Annotated in this window: 14 protein-coding genes and 1 pseudogene; 9 read left to right on the top strand and 6 right to left on the bottom strand. The window is 63.5% G+C overall.

What is annotated here, in order from left to right:
* Positions 1 to 100, top strand: a pseudogene (locus tag AC0SZ7_RS23040) (IS110 family transposase); the annotation flags it as partial.
* 641 nt (positions 101 to 741) lie between these two features.
* Positions 742 to 1,818 carry an acyltransferase family protein gene (locus tag AC0SZ7_RS23035; RefSeq protein ID WP_475506521.1) on the top strand — a complete coding sequence of 359 codons (1,077 nt, stop codon included), beginning with the start codon at positions 742 to 744 and terminating at the stop codon, positions 1,816 to 1,818.
* Between the two features lie 112 nt (positions 1,819 to 1,930).
* Here AC0SZ7_RS23035 and AC0SZ7_RS23030 read toward each other — a convergent pair whose 3' ends face one another.
* Together AC0SZ7_RS23030 and AC0SZ7_RS23025 are read right to left on the bottom strand one after the other, a co-directional pair.
* Positions 1,931 to 2,764, bottom strand: coding sequence for an isocitrate lyase/PEP mutase family protein (locus AC0SZ7_RS23030; protein ID WP_475506520.1), 834 nt, complete (start codon positions 2,762 to 2,764; stop codon positions 1,931 to 1,933).
* A gap of 119 nt (positions 2,765 to 2,883) precedes the next feature.
* Complete coding sequence (locus AC0SZ7_RS23025; RefSeq protein WP_475506519.1) at positions 2,884 to 4,062, bottom strand: GGDEF domain-containing protein; 1,179 nt, start codon at positions 4,060 to 4,062, stop codon at positions 2,884 to 2,886.
* Between the two features lie 639 nt (positions 4,063 to 4,701).
* Between AC0SZ7_RS23025 and AC0SZ7_RS23020 the strand changes: the two genes are divergently transcribed.
* The 4 genes from AC0SZ7_RS23020 (at position 4,702) to AC0SZ7_RS23005 (ending at position 10,936) form a co-directional block, all read left to right on the top strand.
* Positions 4,702 to 5,430 carry a class I SAM-dependent methyltransferase gene (locus tag AC0SZ7_RS23020; protein WP_475506518.1) on the top strand — a complete coding sequence of 243 codons (729 nt, stop codon included), beginning with the start codon at positions 4,702 to 4,704 and terminating at the stop codon, positions 5,428 to 5,430.
* Positions 5,427 to 5,822, top strand: coding sequence for a lysozyme inhibitor LprI family protein (locus AC0SZ7_RS23015; protein ID WP_475506517.1), 396 nt, complete (start codon positions 5,427 to 5,429; stop codon positions 5,820 to 5,822). Before AC0SZ7_RS23020 ends, AC0SZ7_RS23015 begins: the two co-directional genes overlap by 4 nt.
* A gap of 101 nt (positions 5,823 to 5,923) precedes the next feature.
* Positions 5,924 to 8,740, top strand: a complete 2,817-nt coding sequence (locus tag AC0SZ7_RS23010; RefSeq protein WP_475506516.1) for a chemotaxis protein CheB — start codon at positions 5,924 to 5,926, stop codon at positions 8,738 to 8,740.
* Between the two features lie 12 nt (positions 8,741 to 8,752).
* The gene (locus AC0SZ7_RS23005; protein WP_475506515.1) at positions 8,753 to 10,936 is read left to right on the top strand and encodes a putative bifunctional diguanylate cyclase/phosphodiesterase; all 2,184 of its coding nucleotides are present in this window, start codon (positions 8,753 to 8,755) and stop codon (positions 10,934 to 10,936) included.
* Positions 10,937 to 10,942: 6 nt separating this feature from the next.
* Here the strand turns inward: AC0SZ7_RS23005 and ppk2 are convergent, their stop codons facing one another.
* From ppk2 to AC0SZ7_RS22990, 3 genes are all read right to left on the bottom strand, one after another.
* Positions 10,943 to 11,860 (bottom strand): polyphosphate kinase 2, encoded by a 918-nt coding sequence (ppk2, locus tag AC0SZ7_RS23000; protein WP_475506514.1) that lies wholly within the window; start codon positions 11,858 to 11,860, stop codon positions 10,943 to 10,945.
* A gap of 92 nt (positions 11,861 to 11,952) precedes the next feature.
* Complete coding sequence (locus AC0SZ7_RS22995) at positions 11,953 to 12,285, bottom strand: type II toxin-antitoxin system HicB family antitoxin (protein WP_475506513.1); 333 nt, start codon at positions 12,283 to 12,285, stop codon at positions 11,953 to 11,955.
* A complete protein-coding gene (locus tag AC0SZ7_RS22990; protein ID WP_475506512.1) occupies positions 12,282 to 12,536 on the bottom strand; it encodes a type II toxin-antitoxin system HicA family toxin in 255 nt (84 codons plus the stop codon). The genes AC0SZ7_RS22995 and AC0SZ7_RS22990 overlap by 4 nt, the downstream gene beginning before the upstream one ends.
* A gap of 269 nt (positions 12,537 to 12,805) precedes the next feature.
* Here AC0SZ7_RS22990 and AC0SZ7_RS22985 point away from each other — a divergent pair, with 269 nt between their 5' ends.
* The 3 genes from AC0SZ7_RS22985 (at position 12,806) to AC0SZ7_RS22975 (ending at position 14,312) form a co-directional block, all read left to right on the top strand.
* Entirely contained in the window at positions 12,806 to 13,216 is a 411-nt protein-coding gene (locus AC0SZ7_RS22985; RefSeq protein WP_475506511.1) for a DUF4087 domain-containing protein, read from the top strand.
* Positions 13,217 to 13,312: 96 nt separating this feature from the next.
* Positions 13,313 to 13,942 (top strand): DJ-1/PfpI family protein, encoded by a 630-nt coding sequence (locus tag AC0SZ7_RS22980; RefSeq protein ID WP_475506510.1) that lies wholly within the window; start codon positions 13,313 to 13,315, stop codon positions 13,940 to 13,942.
* Between the two features lie 118 nt (positions 13,943 to 14,060).
* Positions 14,061 to 14,312: a hypothetical protein gene (locus AC0SZ7_RS22975; protein ID WP_475506509.1), complete on the top strand. Its 252-nt coding sequence runs from the start codon at positions 14,061 to 14,063 to the stop codon at positions 14,310 to 14,312.
* Here AC0SZ7_RS22975 and alaC read toward each other — a convergent pair.
* Complete coding sequence (gene alaC / locus AC0SZ7_RS22970) at positions 14,306 to 15,538, bottom strand: alanine transaminase (RefSeq protein WP_475506508.1); 1,233 nt, start codon at positions 15,536 to 15,538, stop codon at positions 14,306 to 14,308. The genes AC0SZ7_RS22975 and alaC overlap by 7 nt on opposite strands.
* Positions 15,539 to 15,740: the final 202 nt, after the last annotated feature.

Genomic DNA, 15,740 nt, shown 5'->3' with positions numbered 1-15,740 from the left:
TAAAGGCAAGTGCGCAAAAGTGGCGCTGGTGGCGTGCATGCGGGTGCTGCTGATCCGGCTTAACGCCATGCTGCGCGAGGGCACAGCATGGCGGACGTAATTAACTGGGCAAGACAGTTGCTGCTACACGAGGTTTTGCGCACATCGCACCTGTAGCAGCGGCCGCAGGCCGCGTCCTGGAGCAACGCAGGACCGCCGCCGGACGCAGCCTTCGGCAGCTGCTACGTACTGGGCGAGCTGTTGGGGCCTTAAAAGCTCGCTGGCAAGCCAGCTCCCACAAGATCTGCCATGGCCTGGTGGATCGGCGTTGCCAGCCTGATCGATTGCTTACGAATCAATCAGTTAAATATCCACAATTTTTTACATCGGCCTTTCCGTCGCATCTTTGACAAAACCTGTTGACGACGCATTTGGTAACACCTTATATATCCCCATCAATCGTCAATAGATCCCCGCCAAGCCTTGCCTAGGTAATACGAAACCGCTCCGGTTTCGACAGTCCTTTCCGATAGTTGCATACCTGCGCCGACGTCGCCTGTGGCGGTAGCGTGCCCCACCCTTTCCGTGCGCAGTCCTTCCGTTTTTCCCAACTTCATCAGGTCAGGCCACCCCTCGGCTTGCACACCCACTGATTTGCCTCCGCCCTGCCCGGAGCGCGTGTGGTTTCTTCTTTAAAAAGGAACTTCCCATGACAGTCATCAACGCGCGATTCCTGGCCCAGGACCACAGCGGGGTGCAGCCATGAGCCGGCTCGCCTACCTCGACTCCCTCCGGGGCATTGCTGCAATCCTGGTCGTCGTTACCCACCTCTGGCTACCCTCGCTGGGGGCGTGGTCGCTGCCTGACCACTTCCTGCTCGACATCGGCAAGATGGGGGTCATCTGGTTCTTCCTGCTCAGCGGGGTGGTCATCCCGTTCAGCCTGCAGCCAGGCCCCGGCGGTGCGCGACGCTTTATCGTGTCGCGGGGGCTGCGGCTGTATCCCACCTATTGGCTATCGATGGCGGTGTTCGTCGCCATGCTGGCGCTGACCGGCGCAGAGCTGCCGAGTGGCCGCACCATCATCGCCAACCTGACCATGCTGCAGGCAGCTGCCGGTTTCGACGACGTGGTGGGGCTGTACTGGACACTGTTCATCGAATGGGTGTTCTACGCCCTTTGCCTGGGCTTGATGTTGATGAGCAAGCTCCACGACACGGCGTTCCGCGCCCTTTGCGCGTTGGGGCTGCTGTTGGTCGCGCTGGCAATGGGCATGGCCCGCATGCTGCTTCACCGCAAGTTGCCGGTAGCCTTGCCGCTGGGGCTTTCATTGATGCTGTTCGGCTCGATCTGGCGCGACTGGATTCTAGGGCAGGCCAACGCCACGACCAAACGCTGCGCTGTCGCCCTACTCGGGGCCTACTGCGTGCTGCTGCCGCCGACCTTCTACGCCTCCTACAGCTTCGACACCGGCCTGGGCGAGTACTGGGTGCGCTATCTGTTCACCTATGCACTGGCCATCGGCAGCTTCCTGCTGCTGACCCAGCGTGTACGCCTGCAGCAACCACTGCTGCTGTGGCTGGGCACCCGGAGTTACTCGCTGTACTTGCTGCACCCCAGCATGGCGTTGCTGGCGGGTTACTGGCTGGGCAGTGCCAAGCCGTCCACCTTGCTGGCGCTGGTGGCTACCGGCCTTGCGTTCCTGGCAGCCCATGTGAGTTATCGCTACGTCGAGTTGCCGTTCATGCAACTGAGCAAACGCCTCAACGGCAAAACGCCTGTGCCCATGCCACTCATTGCTGAATTGCAGGTGCCTCAGGAAGCCGGCAATCGGCCATGATTGGGGTCGCAGCAGAGAAACCGGCCTTGAGTCGGTTTTTTTGTGCCTGCGATTTGCCCGGGGCGCACCACAATCCGCGCAATCGGAGCTGTAAGACCGGGCTTCAGGACCTCTATTCTGGGCTCCCCCCCATCACCCCATTCGCCTCGCGAAACCCAAGCGCCTCATCGGCAAACTCAAACGTGCCGCCGTCCCTCACCTCCCGCGCCGCCCGCAATAACGCCCCCAGCGCCGCGCGGGCAAACGAACTGCCCAGGCTGACCCTGCGCACTCCTGCCCCTTCCAGTTCACTGGCAGTGAGCTTCGACCCCGCCAGCCCCATCACCACATTCACCGGATTACCCAGCGCCGCACACACCTGGCGAATGGCCTCAAGGTTGGGCAACGACGGCGCAAACAGCACATCGGCGCCAGCCCGTTCGAAAGCCACCAGGCGGTGAATGGTGTCGTCGAGGTCCAGGCGGCCATGGCTGAAGTTTTCCGCACGGGCCACGAAGGTGAACGGAAACGGCAGACTGCGCGCGGCTTCGACGCCAGCGATTACCCGCTCCAGGGCGTGGTTGAAGTCATAGATGGGCGCCGCAGCGTTACCGGTGGCGTCTTCGATGGAGCCACCCACCAGGCCGATCTCGCCCGCCATGCGGATGGTGGTGGCGACGGCGTCGGGGCTATCGCCGAAGCCGTTTTCCAGGTCGGCGCTGACCGGCAGGTCGGTGGCCTGCACGATAGCCTGGGCATTGGCCAGGGTTTCACTGCGCGACACGGCCCCTTCACCATCGCGGCGGCCCAGGCTGAAAGCAAGGCCGGCGCTGGTGGTGGCCAGGGCCTGGTAGCCCAGGGATTCGAGGATTTTCGCGCTGCCGGCGTCCCAGGCGTTGGGCAGGATAAAGAGCTTGGGCTGGGTGTGCAGGGCCTGGAAGGCCAGGGCTTTGTCGAGGGTTTGCATGGGAGGCCTCGCCAATAGTGGAGAGGTTTAAGTTGTAGCAGATCGCGAACAACACGACGTTCCCTGATGTTGCCGATGCCCAGCGCAGCCAGCCGGCAGCGGCTACACCGAACGGCCAGTCACTGCTCGCGCACCGGCTCGCCGCCCGCGCAGGTCCAGTCCACCAGGCGGATGCTGTCGCGGCCGCCGCGCTTGGACTCGTACAACGCCGCATCGCCCAGCTCGATCAACTCCGCCAGGCTGGCAGGCGGCTGGTCGAACAGGTTGGCGCCGATGCTGAGCGTCACGGCTTCGGGGGTAGCGAAGGCATCCGCGGCGGCGCTGTGGAAGCGGTCGCGCAACGCGCTGCCCAGTTCCACGATAGCCTCGCGCGTGGCATTGCTCACCAGAATGACGAATTCGTCGCCGCCCAGCCGCGCAGCCAGGGAGTTTTCCGGCAGCACCGCGCGGATCATCTCGCTGAGCGCAATCAGCAGGCGGTCGCCGGCCGTATGGCCGTGCAGGTCGTTGACCAACTTGAAGTTGTCGATGTCGATCAGCAGCAAGGCGCCGGGCCGGGCGCTGGAGACATCCTGCAGCAGGCGCGGCGCCCGCTGCTCCAGGGCGCGGCGGTTGTACAGGGCGGTGAGCGGGTCGCGGGCCGCCAGGCGGGCGATCTGCCGTTCGCGCCGGTAGCGCTCGGTGCCGGTCATGGACAGGGCGATGAGCATGATCGCCATGGCGCCCTCCACCAGGGAGATCTGGATGATTTCGCCGCGGAACGCCGCCAGGTCGATGAGGGCGCCGGGCAGCACCACCGACAGCGCCTTGGCGAAGTAGAACAGGCCGTGCAGCAACAGCACGTAGCGCAACTGCACCGCGCCCACGCTCAAGGACTTGCCGTGGGGGCGCAGCAGGAAGCTGGCGCGCAGGGTGACCAGGCCGATCATGCTCGATTGCGTGGCCATCATGACCTTGGACCACCAAGGCCCGTCGGGCAGGAACAGCATGCCCAGCCAGACCGCGATAATCAGGTACCAGGCCCTGGACAGCCGTGCCTCGGTAAAGCGCGCCACCCCCAGCAGGAACAACCAGTGGGCGGTCACCAGCAGGCCATTGGCGAACCAGATGCCCACCACCAGCAAGCCGCTGCCGCGCAGCAGCGCCAGGGTGGAACCAATGGTGATGATGCCGAAACCGGCACTCCACAGCAGCAGTGACGGCGAACGCACGCTGGCCCACTCTACCGCCAGGTACAGCGCGGCGGCGGCAGCCAGGGCGATGGTGATCGTCAACATTGTGGGTGGGTCGAGCGCCATGTTCTGACGGGGCCTGTGCGGTTCAATTTCGGTGAGCGGATTGTAAGCGCTCAAGGCGCTTTTTCGGAGAGCTTGGTCAAGTTTTCGGATGACGGCCTTGTGCGACACGCTGTCGCCTGTGCCATCGGCGGCGCGGGCGGAATCTTTATTGATCGGGCGGGTAATTTTCGGCGGTTGCGGTCAAAGTTTGTCCGCAGAGGATATAGGCGGATGATATGACCCCAGGGTTGAATCGCGCCCAACAAAAAACCCGCCGAAGCGGGTTTTTTGTTTTGGCCCATTCAACTCCCTGTCGAAGTGAATCCTTTCGTGGCCTGTCATCCTGACGCCGGGCAACTCCTTTGCCTCAGCTGTTGGACGTAGATTAAGGCCACGGGCGAGTTTCCCATAGAGGCGATTGGGAGCACGGCGTGTAAGACATTGGCTATTACACTATAGGTTCCGTCGCACCCGCCGGGCTGTAGGCTCTGTACGAAATGTATCCCAGCTCGCCCATGCTGCGTTGAAAACAGGCTCGGAATGCTCATTTACAACCCGTAAACTCCGCTTCCTCGCCTGTTTTCGCCTTGCCTGGCCTTCGCTGGAACACATTTCATACAGACCCTAGTAGGCTTGGGGAAACGCCAAGGACCGCTGCCCATGACCCAGAACATCTACGACAACCCGCACTTCTTCGCCAATTACGCCCAACTGGGGCGTTCAGTGCACGGCCTGGACGGCGCCGCCGAGTGGCCGGCGTTGCAGGCCATGTTGCCGATCATGCACGGCGTGCGGGTGGTGGACCTGGGTTGCGGGTATGGCTGGTTCTGCCGCTGGGCCGCCGAACAGGGCGCGCGCAGCGTGCTGGGGCTGGACGTGTCGCAGATGATGCTGGAACGCGCCCGCGCCACCACCAGCGACGAGCGCATCCGCTACGCCCAGGCCGACCTGGAACAGCTGGAACTGCCCGAATGCAGCGTCGACCTGGTCTACAGCTCGCTGACCCTGCATTACCTCAAGGACCTGCCCGGCCTGCTGGCTGCCGCGCACAGGGCGCTGGTCCCCGGCGGCCACCTGGTGTTTTCCATCGAGCACCCGATTTTCATGGCGTCGCGCCAGGCAGACTGGATAACCACGGCTGACGGCCGCAAAGTGTGGCCGGTGGACAGCTACCAGCGTGAAGGGGCGCGGGTCACCAACTGGCTGGCCGACGGCGTGGTGAAACAGCACCGCACCCTCGGCACGTTGTTGAATGCGGTCATGGGCGCCGGCTTTACCCTGGCGCATATCGAGGACTGGGGGCCGACCGCGCAACAGCTGGCGGCGGTGCCAGCGCTGGCCGATGAGGTGGAGCGGCCGATGCTGCTGTTGGTGGGGGCACACCGATGAGAACATTTGTACTCCTGCTGCTTGGCACCTTGACCACAGGTGCTTTCGCCGCCAGCGAACCGAAGCCCGACTGCGCCAATGCGCTGACCACGGTGCAGATGACCCAATGTGCGGCGCTGGACGCAGATGCCGCCGAGGCGCAATTGAACGCGGCCTATCAGCAGTTGCTGAAACGGCTTGGCCAGCCCGACAGCGCCACGGACAAATTCAGCCTCATGCGCCAGAAACTGCAGGCAGCCCAGCGCGCGTGGATCAAGTTCCGCGACGCCGACTGCGACGCGGTGTACCAGGTGAACGCCTCGGGCAGTATTCGTGGGCTGGCTGCGCTGGGCTGCAAGCGGGCCCACGCCGAGCAGCGCACCAAAGAGTTGCAGGCTTACCTGGGGCCGTGACCACCCGTTAGCAGCAGTCTTCGGCAGCGGTTACAGGTTTGCCGCGCACACGTATCAAACCCGCTAAGATACCCTCCTCCCCCGCCACCGCAGGCCCCATCGTGTCATCACTCATCGTCGCCCTCGGCGCTTCCGCCGGTGGCCTGGGGCCGCTGGAAGGCTTTCTGCGCCTGATGCCGGCAGACTCCGGCGCCTGCTTCCTGGTGATTCAACATCTGGACCCGGACCACCCCAGCCTGCTGGCCGAAATACTTGGCCGCGCCACCACCCTGACCGTGCTGGAAGCCAGCGACGGCGCGCGCCTGCTGGCCAACACGGTGTACGTCATACCGCCCAACCATGACCTGCGCCTGGCCGGCAAACGGCTGGCGCTGGGCCCGCGGCCGGCGACGGGGCAACACCTGCCGATCGACACCTGCTTCACCTCCCTGGCCGAGCAGCACGGCGCACGGACCGTGGGCATCGTGCTGTCCGGCACCGGCAGCGATGGCACCCGCGGTTGCCGGGCCATCCTCGACCACGGCGGCAGGACGCTGGTGCAATCCCCGGAGGAAGCAGCCTACAGCGGCATGCCCGACAGCGTGATCCAGGCCGGCAACGCCACCCAGGTACTGACCGTGGCGCAGATGGCCGGCGCGCTGTTCAGCGAGCCCCTGCCGGTGGCCAATACAGCCCTGCAGCACATCCTGCTGCACTTGCGGCAAAGCACCGGCCACGATTTTACCCAGTACAAGAAAAGCACCATTGCCCGGCGCATCGAACGGCGCATGCAGGTGCAACAGGTGGCCAGCGAAGCCGACTACGTGAAACTGCTGGAAACCAGCGCCAGCGAGGCGCAGCTGCTGTTCAACGAACTGCTGATCAACGTCACCCAGTTCTTTCGCGACCCGCTGGCGTTCCAGGTGATGCAGGCACAGGTGCTGGAGCCCATGCTGGCAGCCAAGGGCCGCGACGAGGTGTTGCGCATCTGGGTGGCCGGCTGCGCCAGCGGCGAGGAAGCCTATTCGCTGGCGATTCTGCTGCACGAACTGCTGCAAGGCCGCGACCAGCCACTGACCGTGCAGTTCTTCGCCACCGACCTTGACGCCGACGCCATTGCCACCGCACGGGCCGGGCTGTACCCGGCCAGCATTGCCGAGGACGTTGGCGCTCATCGCCTGCAGCGCTACTTCAGCCAGGAGGAAGCTGGCTACCGGGTACGCAAGGAAATCCGCGAGATGATCGTGTTCGCGGTGCAGAACGTCATCAAGGACCCGCCCTTTACCCGCCTCGACCTGCTGTGCTGTCGCAACCTGATGATCTACCTCGGCCACGCCCTGCAGAACCGCCTGGTGCCCAGCTTCCATTACGCGCTCAAGCCGGGCGGCGTGCTGTTCCTGTCCCCCAGCGAGAGCATCGGCGGCCATGCCACGCTGTTCTCGCCCCTGCACCGCAAGTGGAAACTGTACCGGGCCATCAAGGGGACGATGCCCGCCTCCATGCCGTTGAACCGCAGCCTGTCCTGGGTGCCCGAACGGATCGCCAAACTACCGGAACACCCCGCGAAAATGACCCGTGAAAGCAATATCGCCGAACTGACCCGCCGCGCCCTGTTGCAGGATTTCGGCCCCGCGTCGGTGGTCACCGACCTGAGCGGCACCATCCTCTACATCCACGGCGACACCGGCAACTACCTGCGCCCGGCGCCTGGCCAACCCAGCCTGAGCGTCATCGACATGGCCCGCGAAGGCCTGCAACTGGCGGTGCGCAATGCCGTGCAACAAGCGGCCGACGGCAGCCTGACGCAACCGCTGACTGTCACCACCGACGGCATCAACCGCCAGGTTCAGGTCAGCGCCCGGCGCCTGGCCGACAGCGCCCAGGGCGAACGCCTGCTGCTGATAACGTTCCAGGACCTGCCCGGCGCACCTGTCACCAGCAGCGAAGCGCTGAGCCAGCCGAGCCCCGAAAACGTCACGCGGCTGGAGCGCGACCTGGCCTACACCCGCGCCAACCTGCAGGCCACCATTGATGAGCTGCAGGACGCCAATGAAGAGCTGAGTTCGGCCAACGAGGAAATGCAGTCCACCAACGAAGAGTTGCAGTCCTCCAACGAGGAGCTGGAGACGTCGCGCGAGGAACTGCAGTCGGTGAACGAGGAGCTGGTGACCGTCAACGCCGAGCTGCAAGCCAAGATCGAGCAGCTGGGCGACATGCAGAACGACATGAAGAACCTGCTGGACAGCATCAACATCGGCACCATCTTCCTCGATACCCACCTGGCCATTCGGCGCTTCACCCGCGATGCGGTGAAAATCTACCGGCTGATTCCCAAGGACGTCGGGCGGCCGCTGGCAGACATTACGTCCTACCTGGACAACCTGGACCTGCTGGTGCCCGCGCAACAGGTGCTCGACACCCTGATACCCCGCGAGATAGAGCTGTGCACCACGGCCGGCGACTGGTTCATGGCGCGCCTGCTGCCCTACCGCACCCTGGACAACGTGATCGACGGCGTGGTCATGACGTTCCACGACATCAACGCCCGGGTGGCCAACGAACAGGCCATCCAGGCCGCCCGCGAGCTGGCCGAAGCCATGGTGGACACGGTCATCGAGCCGCTTTTGCTGCTGGATCACGACCTGCGGGTGGTGACCGCCAGCCGCTCGTACTATCGTGAATTCCACACCGGGCCGGCGCAAACTGCTGGCCGTCGGCTATATGAGTTGGGCAACGGCCAATGGGATATCGTGGCATTGCGCAATCAGTTAGGCACCATTCTGCAGGACAACACCAGCTTCGATGGCTTTGTGGTTGAACAAGTGCTGGCCGGCGCCGGTCCACACACCATTACCCTCAACGCCCGCCGTGTCGCAGGCAGCGGCGCGCGGCCGCACCTGATTCTGCTGGCCATGCAACTCCAACCGTCGAAAACCTAGAGGGTCTGCTCCATGAAGTTGCCGACACCTGCACAGGCTTCCCCCCACACTGCGCAGGCCGGCAACACGCAGCTGCTGTACGACCTGCAAATGCACCAGGTCGAGTTGCAGATGCAGAACGAGGAGCTGCGCAACGCCCACCTGGCCCTGGAAACCTCCCGCGACCTGTACCTGGACCTGTACGAGCATGCGCCGGTGGGCTACCTGACCCTATCCACCCAAGGGGTGATCGAGGCGGTGAACCGCACCGGCGAGACGCTGCTGGGTTGCTCGCGCGAGCGCCTGCTGCAACGCCGCTTCGCCAGCCGCGTAGCCAGCCATGACCGCGACCGCTGGCAACAAGTATTCGTGCGCATGTGCCGCGGCGCCCAGCCCGAAGAGTGCGAGCTTACCCTGCGGCGCGCCGATGGCAGCCTGTGGCTGGCACGCCTGAACTGCGTGCAGCACCCCAGCCAGCCGCCCAGCGTGCGGGTGAGCATCACCGACCTCACCGCCCGCCAGCAGCTGGAAAGCCGCCTGAGCCTGGCCGCCAGCGTATTCACCCATGCCCGCGAGGGCATCATGATCACCGACGCCACCGGCACTATCGTCGAGGTCAACGACGCCTTCAGCACCATCACCGGCTACGCCCGCGCAGATGCCGTGGGCCGCAACCCGAGTTTCCTGGGCTCGGGCCTGACCGAGCCGGCCCTGTACGCCGAGCTGTGGCGCTGCCTGCGCGATGAGCATCACTGGCAGGGCGACCTGTGGAACCGGCGCAGCAACGGCGAAACCTTTGCCACCCGCCAGACCATCACCGCCATCCAGGATGCCCATGGGCAGGTGCAGCATTATGTGTCGCTGTTCACCGACGTCACCGAGGTGCATGAGCACCAGCGGCAGCTGGAATACGTGGCCCACTACGACCCGCTGACCCACCTGCCCAACCGCGTGCTGCTCGCCAGCCGCCTGCAACAGGCCATGACCCGGGCCTTGCAGGCAGGCAGCAAGCTGGCGCTGGCGTACCTGGACCTGGACGGTTTCAAGGCCATCAATGACGTGCATGGCCACGAAGCCGGCGACCGCGTGCTGACCACCGTCGCCCGGCGCATGAAACACACCCTGCGCGACGCCTGCACCCTGGCGCGCCTGGGCGGCGATGAGTTCGTGGCGCTGATCGTCGACCTCGACCATGTCTGCGACAGCGCGCTGATGCTCGAACGCCTGCTGGCCGCCGCCAGCGAGGTGGTGCAGGTGGGTGCGCTGCCCATCGAGCTGTCCGCCAGCATCGGCGTCAGCTATTACCCCCAGGAGGGCGAGGTCAGCGCCGACCAGTTGCTGCGCCAGGCCGACCAGGCCATGTACCAGGCCAAGCTGGCCGGCAAGAACCGCTTCCACGTCTTCGACGCCCAGCACGATCTCGACCTGCGTGGCCACAACGCGCGACTCGACCGCATCGACCGTGCCATCCGCGAGCAGGAACTGCGCCTGTACTTCCAACCGAAAGTGAACCTGCGCACCGGCGCCGTGGTGGGTACCGAGGCGCTGCTGCGCTGGGAGCACCCGGAAAAAGGCCTGTTGCTGCCCGACAGTTTCCTGCCGCTGGTGGAGAGCAATGCCTTGTCGGAGGTGATCGGCGACTGGGTGCTGGACAGCGCCCTGAAGCAGATCCAGGCGTGGCAGCAGCAAGGGGCGAAGGTGCCGGTCAGCGTCAATGTCGGCGCCCGGCAACTGCAGCACCCCGACTTCGTCGCCAACCTGATGGAGCGCCTGGCCGCGCACCCGGACGTCGACCCGAGCATGCTGATGATCGAGATTCTGGAAACCAGCGCACTGGAAGATATCGAGGGCGTTTCGCAGACGTTGCGCACCTGTTCGGCCATGGGCGTGCGCTTCGCACTGGACGACTTCGGCACCGGCTACTCGTCGCTCAGCTACCTGAAACGGCTGCCGGTGGCGCAGTTGAAAATAGACCAGTCATTCATTCGGGGCATGCTCGACGCGCCGCAGGACATCTCCATCCTGCAGGCCATCCTTGGCCTGGCCAGCGCCTTTGGCCGGGAGATCATCGCCGAAGGCGTGGATAACGCCGCCCAGGCCCAGCGCCTGGTGCAGATGGGCTGCGAGCTGGCCCAGGGTTTCGGCATCGCCCAGCCCATGCCCGCCGATGCGGTGCTGGGCTGGATCGAGCACTGGCACGCCACGGCTCGCTGGTAGCGCGGTTCAATACACCTGCGGCACGATCAGCTCTTCCGGCACCGGGCTGCGCGTGTAGTCAAGTTGACGTTCGCGCTGGGGCAACTCGATGGCCGGCTGCTGCACTTCCTCGTAGGGCATTTGCGACAGCAGGTGGCTGATGCAATTGAGCCGGGCCTTCTTCTTGTCATCGGCCTGCACGATCCACCACGGTGCCTCGCTTATGTGGGTGCGCTGCAGCATCACTTCCTTGGCCTTGGTGTAGGCTTCCCAACGGCGCCGCGACTCCAGGTCCATAGGGCTGAGCTTCCACTGCTTGAGCGGGTCGTGGATACGGCTGAGGAAGCGCAGGTGCTGCTCCTGGTCGGAGATCGAGAACCAGTACTTGATCAACTGCACGCCGGACCGCGCCAGCATGCGCTCGAACTCCGGCACGCTGCGGAAAAACTCCTCGTACTGCTCGTCGTTGCAGAAGCCCATCACCTTCTCGACGCCGGCGCGGTTGTACCAGCTGCGGTCGAACAGCACGATCTCGCCGGCCGCCGGCAGGTGCGACACGTAGCGCTGGAAATACCACTGGGTGCGCTCGCGGTCGTTGGGCGCCGGCAGCGCCGCTACCCGGCACACCCGCGGGTTGAGCCGCTGGGTGATGCGCTTGATCACCCCGCCCTTGCCCGCTGCGTCGCGGCCTTCGAACAGAATCACCACCTTGTGGCCGGTCTTCACCACCCAACTCTGCAGCTTCACCAACTCGCCCTGCAGGCGGAACAGCTCGGCGAAATACTGGCGGCGGGCGTGTTTTTCCGGGCTTTCGGGAATGTTGTTGTCGAACAGCGCATCGAAGTCGAAGCCATCGTCCAGCAACTCGAGTTCAAGCTCTTCGTCACCGTGGTCGACCAGCTCGCGGTGAATGCGGTGCATCAGGGTATCGGCGCTGGCGTGCATGATGGATTCTCCCGTGGATGTCGGACGTTTCCGAGATGGTAGGGAGAATTTGTGACCGGGTGGTTAAGGCTCGATCGCTTGCGCTGCCGGGGTCAGCCGTGGGCTGCACGCTCGAAGACTTCATCTGCCCACTGATTGAGGCTTTTCCCAGCGACTTGAGCAGCAATAGTTGCAGCAGCGTGAACCTCAGGACGGATTCGCAACATGACCTTACCGGAAGCCGGTTTCTCCGGGGTCACTCCGCGCTCGGCGCAGTCTTCCAGGTAATCATCAACTGCTAGCGCAAGTTCGCTATGCAACTCGACAACTGAATGGGCGTGGAAGCTGATGATGTCGCGAACGCCAAGCAGGCGCCCGACGAAAATATCATCGCGCTGATCGAACTCAACCCGTGCGGTGTAGCCTTTGTAAGTCATGCAATTCATGCGTCCACTCCTGCTCGGCTGAAGAACTCCCGAGCTTGTTCCACTTGGTACCGTTTCGCCTCTTTACCTGGGTGGGGCCTGTGGCAACGCCATGTTTCCCCATTCAAGCTCAGCCTGATCCTGGAGCCTTCACGCTCGTGGATCGTCCCGCCCAAATAGCCTACAAGCGCCTCGATGTCGGCGAAGACGATAGTGGCACTCGTGGGCTGGCGCCAGATGGACACCAGCGTTTTACGGTATCGATTATTCATCGAAACAAGCTATCACTTTATGATAGCACCACCGCAAATTGGAGTGTTACCAACCGTAAAATACAGCTCAAAACGCCATCATGAAAATTGTGACCGCCTCGTCATTTTAAGCACAACGCCATCAAACGTACTCACGACGCTACATTTTTGACACCAAAAACCGTCAAAATAATGTTACTAATAATATGGTTATTGGGAAGCCAATCCCATTCTCATTGTTCATCTGGCTGCGCGCCTCACAGGCGGCACGCCCAAGACACGGAGGTCTTATGCGCCTTTCTCGCATTTCAGGCAGCGTTGCGCTGCTGGTTGTTTCCCTGATGCCACTGGCCCACGCCGAGGACGCCACTCCGGAACGCCTGTGTGGCTGGTATGAAAACCCCACGCCGCGGGTGATCAACCTGATCGACCACGAAGGCAGCTGGAAAGTGGCTACCGCCGACGGTTACAGCGCCCCTGGGCAGAAGCCGATCTTCCGCGCCAGCCAGTGGATTCGCACCAATGGCGATTACGGCTATGGCTGCGCTTGCCTGTCCGGCGACATTGATGAACAGACCCACACAGTCAACGCCATCGCTACCGCCACCGCGCGCACCCTGTCTGCATGCCGCTCGGACGCCAGCCTTCGGGAACCGTCGGAGCTGAAGGGCAAGAACGTGGTCGGGGCCATCGTGATGTAATGCATTTGGCAGGATATGTGCGCTCGTTGTCATTCCCGCCAAACCCCAGCCAGAGGATGATGGCTTCACGCCCTTCGTGGAATAGTGGAAGCCATCATGCTCACCGAACTGATTCGCCAACGCCCGCTCGACATCAACCTGCTGCTCTACCCCGACGTCGAGATTCTCGACTTCGCCGGCCCCTTTGAGGTGTTCAGCGTCGCCAGCCGCGTAGCGCTGCGCGATGGCGTGCTGGCACACCCGGCGTTTCGCGTGCACACCGTTGCAGCCGAGACAGGCCTGGTGCACGCCCGCTACAACCTGCGCGTGCAGGCCGACGCCAGCCTGGAAAGCGCCAACCCTTGCGACATTTTGATAGTGCCAGGCGGCGTGGTCGACCACCCCCTGGGCGATGCCCGCACCCTGGCGTGGGTAGCCGCAGCCGCCGCGCGCACGCCACTAGTGACCTCGGTATGCACAGGCGCCTTCGTGCTGGCCAAGGCCGGCGTGCTGACAAACCAGAAGGTCACCACCCACTGGGATGACATAGAACTGCTGCAGCGTGACTTCCCCGCGCTTACCGTGGTCGCGGATGTACCCTACGTCGACCTGGGCAACCTGGTGACGTCGGCGGGCATCTCGGCCGGCATCGACATGAGCCTGCACCTGGTAGCACGCCTGCTCGGCGGCGAAACGGCGGCGCGTACGGCGCGGCAGATGCAATACGAATGGCAGGACCGGGAATGAAGGAGAAATTTCCCACGTTGTTTTGGGAAAGCTCCGAGGTGCTACTGGAAGCATCCGGTTACGGTGATGGCACGGCGCCCGGATAATACCGCTCCACACTCAGTAACGGTTGGTGACAATGCCCCCACTCAGCAGCCGCGCCATACTTATCACGCTGTTGGCTACGGCAACGTTCGGAGCCTTGGCCAGCGATGGCACGCTCCAGTTCAGCGGCGCCGTCACCACGCCCACCTGCCCGGTGGCCCCATCAGGCAGCCTTGAAAGCGAAAGCCCTGGGTGCACCGGCATAGGAAGGGTCGGCGAATTGAAGATGGAAACCGTGGGCGAGCCGCAGGACGGGCTCACCCTGGTGACTGTGCAGGTCTACTGAGGCTTGCGCGCCTTGCCCTGGCCTTCGAAACCATCGGCGCGGAACATCTGGCGAATACCGCGTACCGCCTGGCGGATACGGTCCTGGTTCTCGATCAGGGCGAAGCGCACGTGGTCATCGCCATACTCGCCAAAGCCGATGCCCGGTGACACGCACACCTTGGCCTCGGCCAGCATCTTCTTGGCGAACTCCAACGAACCGAGGTGCGCGTACTGCTCGGGGATTTTCGCCCACACGTACATCGACGCCTTGGGGTTCTCGACCATCCAGCCCAGTTCGTGCAGGCCCTTGACCAGCACGTTGCGGCGCTGGCGGTACTGCTCGGCAATGTCCAGCACGCACTGCTGGTCACCTTCCAGCGCAGCGATGGCCGCCACCTGCAGCGGCGTGAAGGTACCGTAGTCGTGGTAGCTCTTGATGCGCGCCAAGGCGTTCACCAGTTCCGGGTTGCCGACCATGAAACCAATGCGCCAACCCGCCATGTTGTAGCTCTTGGACAGGGTGAAGAACTCCACTGCGATGTCCTTGGCGCCCGGCACCTGCATGATCGACGGGGCCTTCCAGCCGTCGTAGACGATGTCGGCGTAGGCCAGGTCGTGCACCACCAGCACGTCATACTGCTTGGCCAGGGCCACCACGCGCTCGAAGAAGTCCAGCTCCACGCACTGGGCGGTGGGGTTGGAGGGGAAGCCCAGGATCATCATCTTCGGCTTGGGAATGGAGCCGCGAATGGCCTGCTCCAGCTCGGCGAAGAAGTCCACGCCCGGCACCAGCGGCACCGACCTTACCTGGGCGCCGGCAATCACGGCACCGTAGATATGGATCGGGTAGCTGGGGTTGGGCACCAGCACCGTGTCGCCCTGGTCCAGGGTGGCCAGCATCAGGTGCGCCAGGCCCTCCTTGGAGCCGATGGTGACGATGGCTTCGCTTTCCGGGTCGATCTCGACCTGGTAACGGTCGGCGTACCAGCGCGAAATGGCGCGACGCAGACGGGGGATGCCACGCGAAGTCGAGTAGCCGTGGGTGTCTTCACGCTGGGCGACGCTGACCATTTTTTCCACGATGTGTGGCGGGGTGGCGCCGTCGGGGTTGCCCATGCTCAGGTCGATGATGTCCTCGCCACGGCGGCGGGCAGCCATCTTGAGCTCGGCGGTGATGTTGAAGACGTAAGGGGGGAGACGATCGATACGCGAAAAGCGGCGCGGCGAAGAAGCGTTGTCAGCCATGTTGAAACCTCGAAACGTAAGCGCCCGGAACCGTCCGAGCGACGCGGCCAGTGCGCTGGCCTGGGGGCAACAATAAGCCTGGGGAACAAAGGCTGTCCAGCCCCCATTCAGGGATATTTGAATTATTTACGTTAAAACCAGATATTTCACCTCAAAACAAAACACTATTCAGTGAATACCCCTAAAAAACAAAAATCCACGT

The organism is Pseudomonas sp. JC1203 (assembly GCF_056175065.1).
The sequence above is the reverse complement of the archived record's forward strand: the minus strand, read 5'-3'. Positions and strand labels throughout refer to the sequence as shown.

What these genes read in the sequence shown, in the direction of transcription:
- AC0SZ7_RS23025 (WP_475506519.1), bottom strand. Translation starts at nt 4,062, where the DNA reads ATGGCGCTCGACCCACCCACAATGTTGACGATCACCATCGCCCTGGCT.
- AC0SZ7_RS22985 (WP_475506511.1), top strand. Translation starts at nt 12,806, where the DNA reads ATGCGCCTTTCTCGCATTTCAGGCAGCGTTGCGCTGCTGGTTGTTTCC.
- AC0SZ7_RS22975 (WP_475506509.1), top strand. Translation starts at nt 14,061, where the DNA reads ATGCCCCCACTCAGCAGCCGCGCCATACTTATCACGCTGTTGGCTACG.
- AC0SZ7_RS23015 (WP_475506517.1), top strand. Translation starts at nt 5,427, where the DNA reads ATGAGAACATTTGTACTCCTGCTGCTTGGCACCTTGACCACAGGTGCT.
- AC0SZ7_RS22990 (WP_475506512.1), bottom strand. Translation starts at nt 12,536, where the DNA reads ATGAATAATCGATACCGTAAAACGCTGGTGTCCATCTGGCGCCAGCCC.
- AC0SZ7_RS23035 (WP_475506521.1), top strand. Translation starts at nt 742, where the DNA reads ATGAGCCGGCTCGCCTACCTCGACTCCCTCCGGGGCATTGCTGCAATC.
- AC0SZ7_RS23030 (WP_475506520.1), bottom strand. Translation starts at nt 2,764, where the DNA reads ATGCAAACCCTCGACAAAGCCCTGGCCTTCCAGGCCCTGCACACCCAG.
- AC0SZ7_RS23005 (WP_475506515.1), top strand. Translation starts at nt 8,753, where the DNA reads ATGAAGTTGCCGACACCTGCACAGGCTTCCCCCCACACTGCGCAGGCC.
- AC0SZ7_RS22980 (WP_475506510.1), top strand. Translation starts at nt 13,313, where the DNA reads ATGCTCACCGAACTGATTCGCCAACGCCCGCTCGACATCAACCTGCTG.
- ppk2 (WP_475506514.1), bottom strand. Translation starts at nt 11,860, where the DNA reads ATGCACGCCAGCGCCGATACCCTGATGCACCGCATTCACCGCGAGCTG.
- AC0SZ7_RS22995 (WP_475506513.1), bottom strand. Translation starts at nt 12,285, where the DNA reads ATGAATTGCATGACTTACAAAGGCTACACCGCACGGGTTGAGTTCGAT.
- AC0SZ7_RS23020 (WP_475506518.1), top strand. Translation starts at nt 4,702, where the DNA reads ATGACCCAGAACATCTACGACAACCCGCACTTCTTCGCCAATTACGCC.
- alaC (WP_475506508.1), bottom strand. Translation starts at nt 15,538, where the DNA reads ATGGCTGACAACGCTTCTTCGCCGCGCCGCTTTTCGCGTATCGATCGT.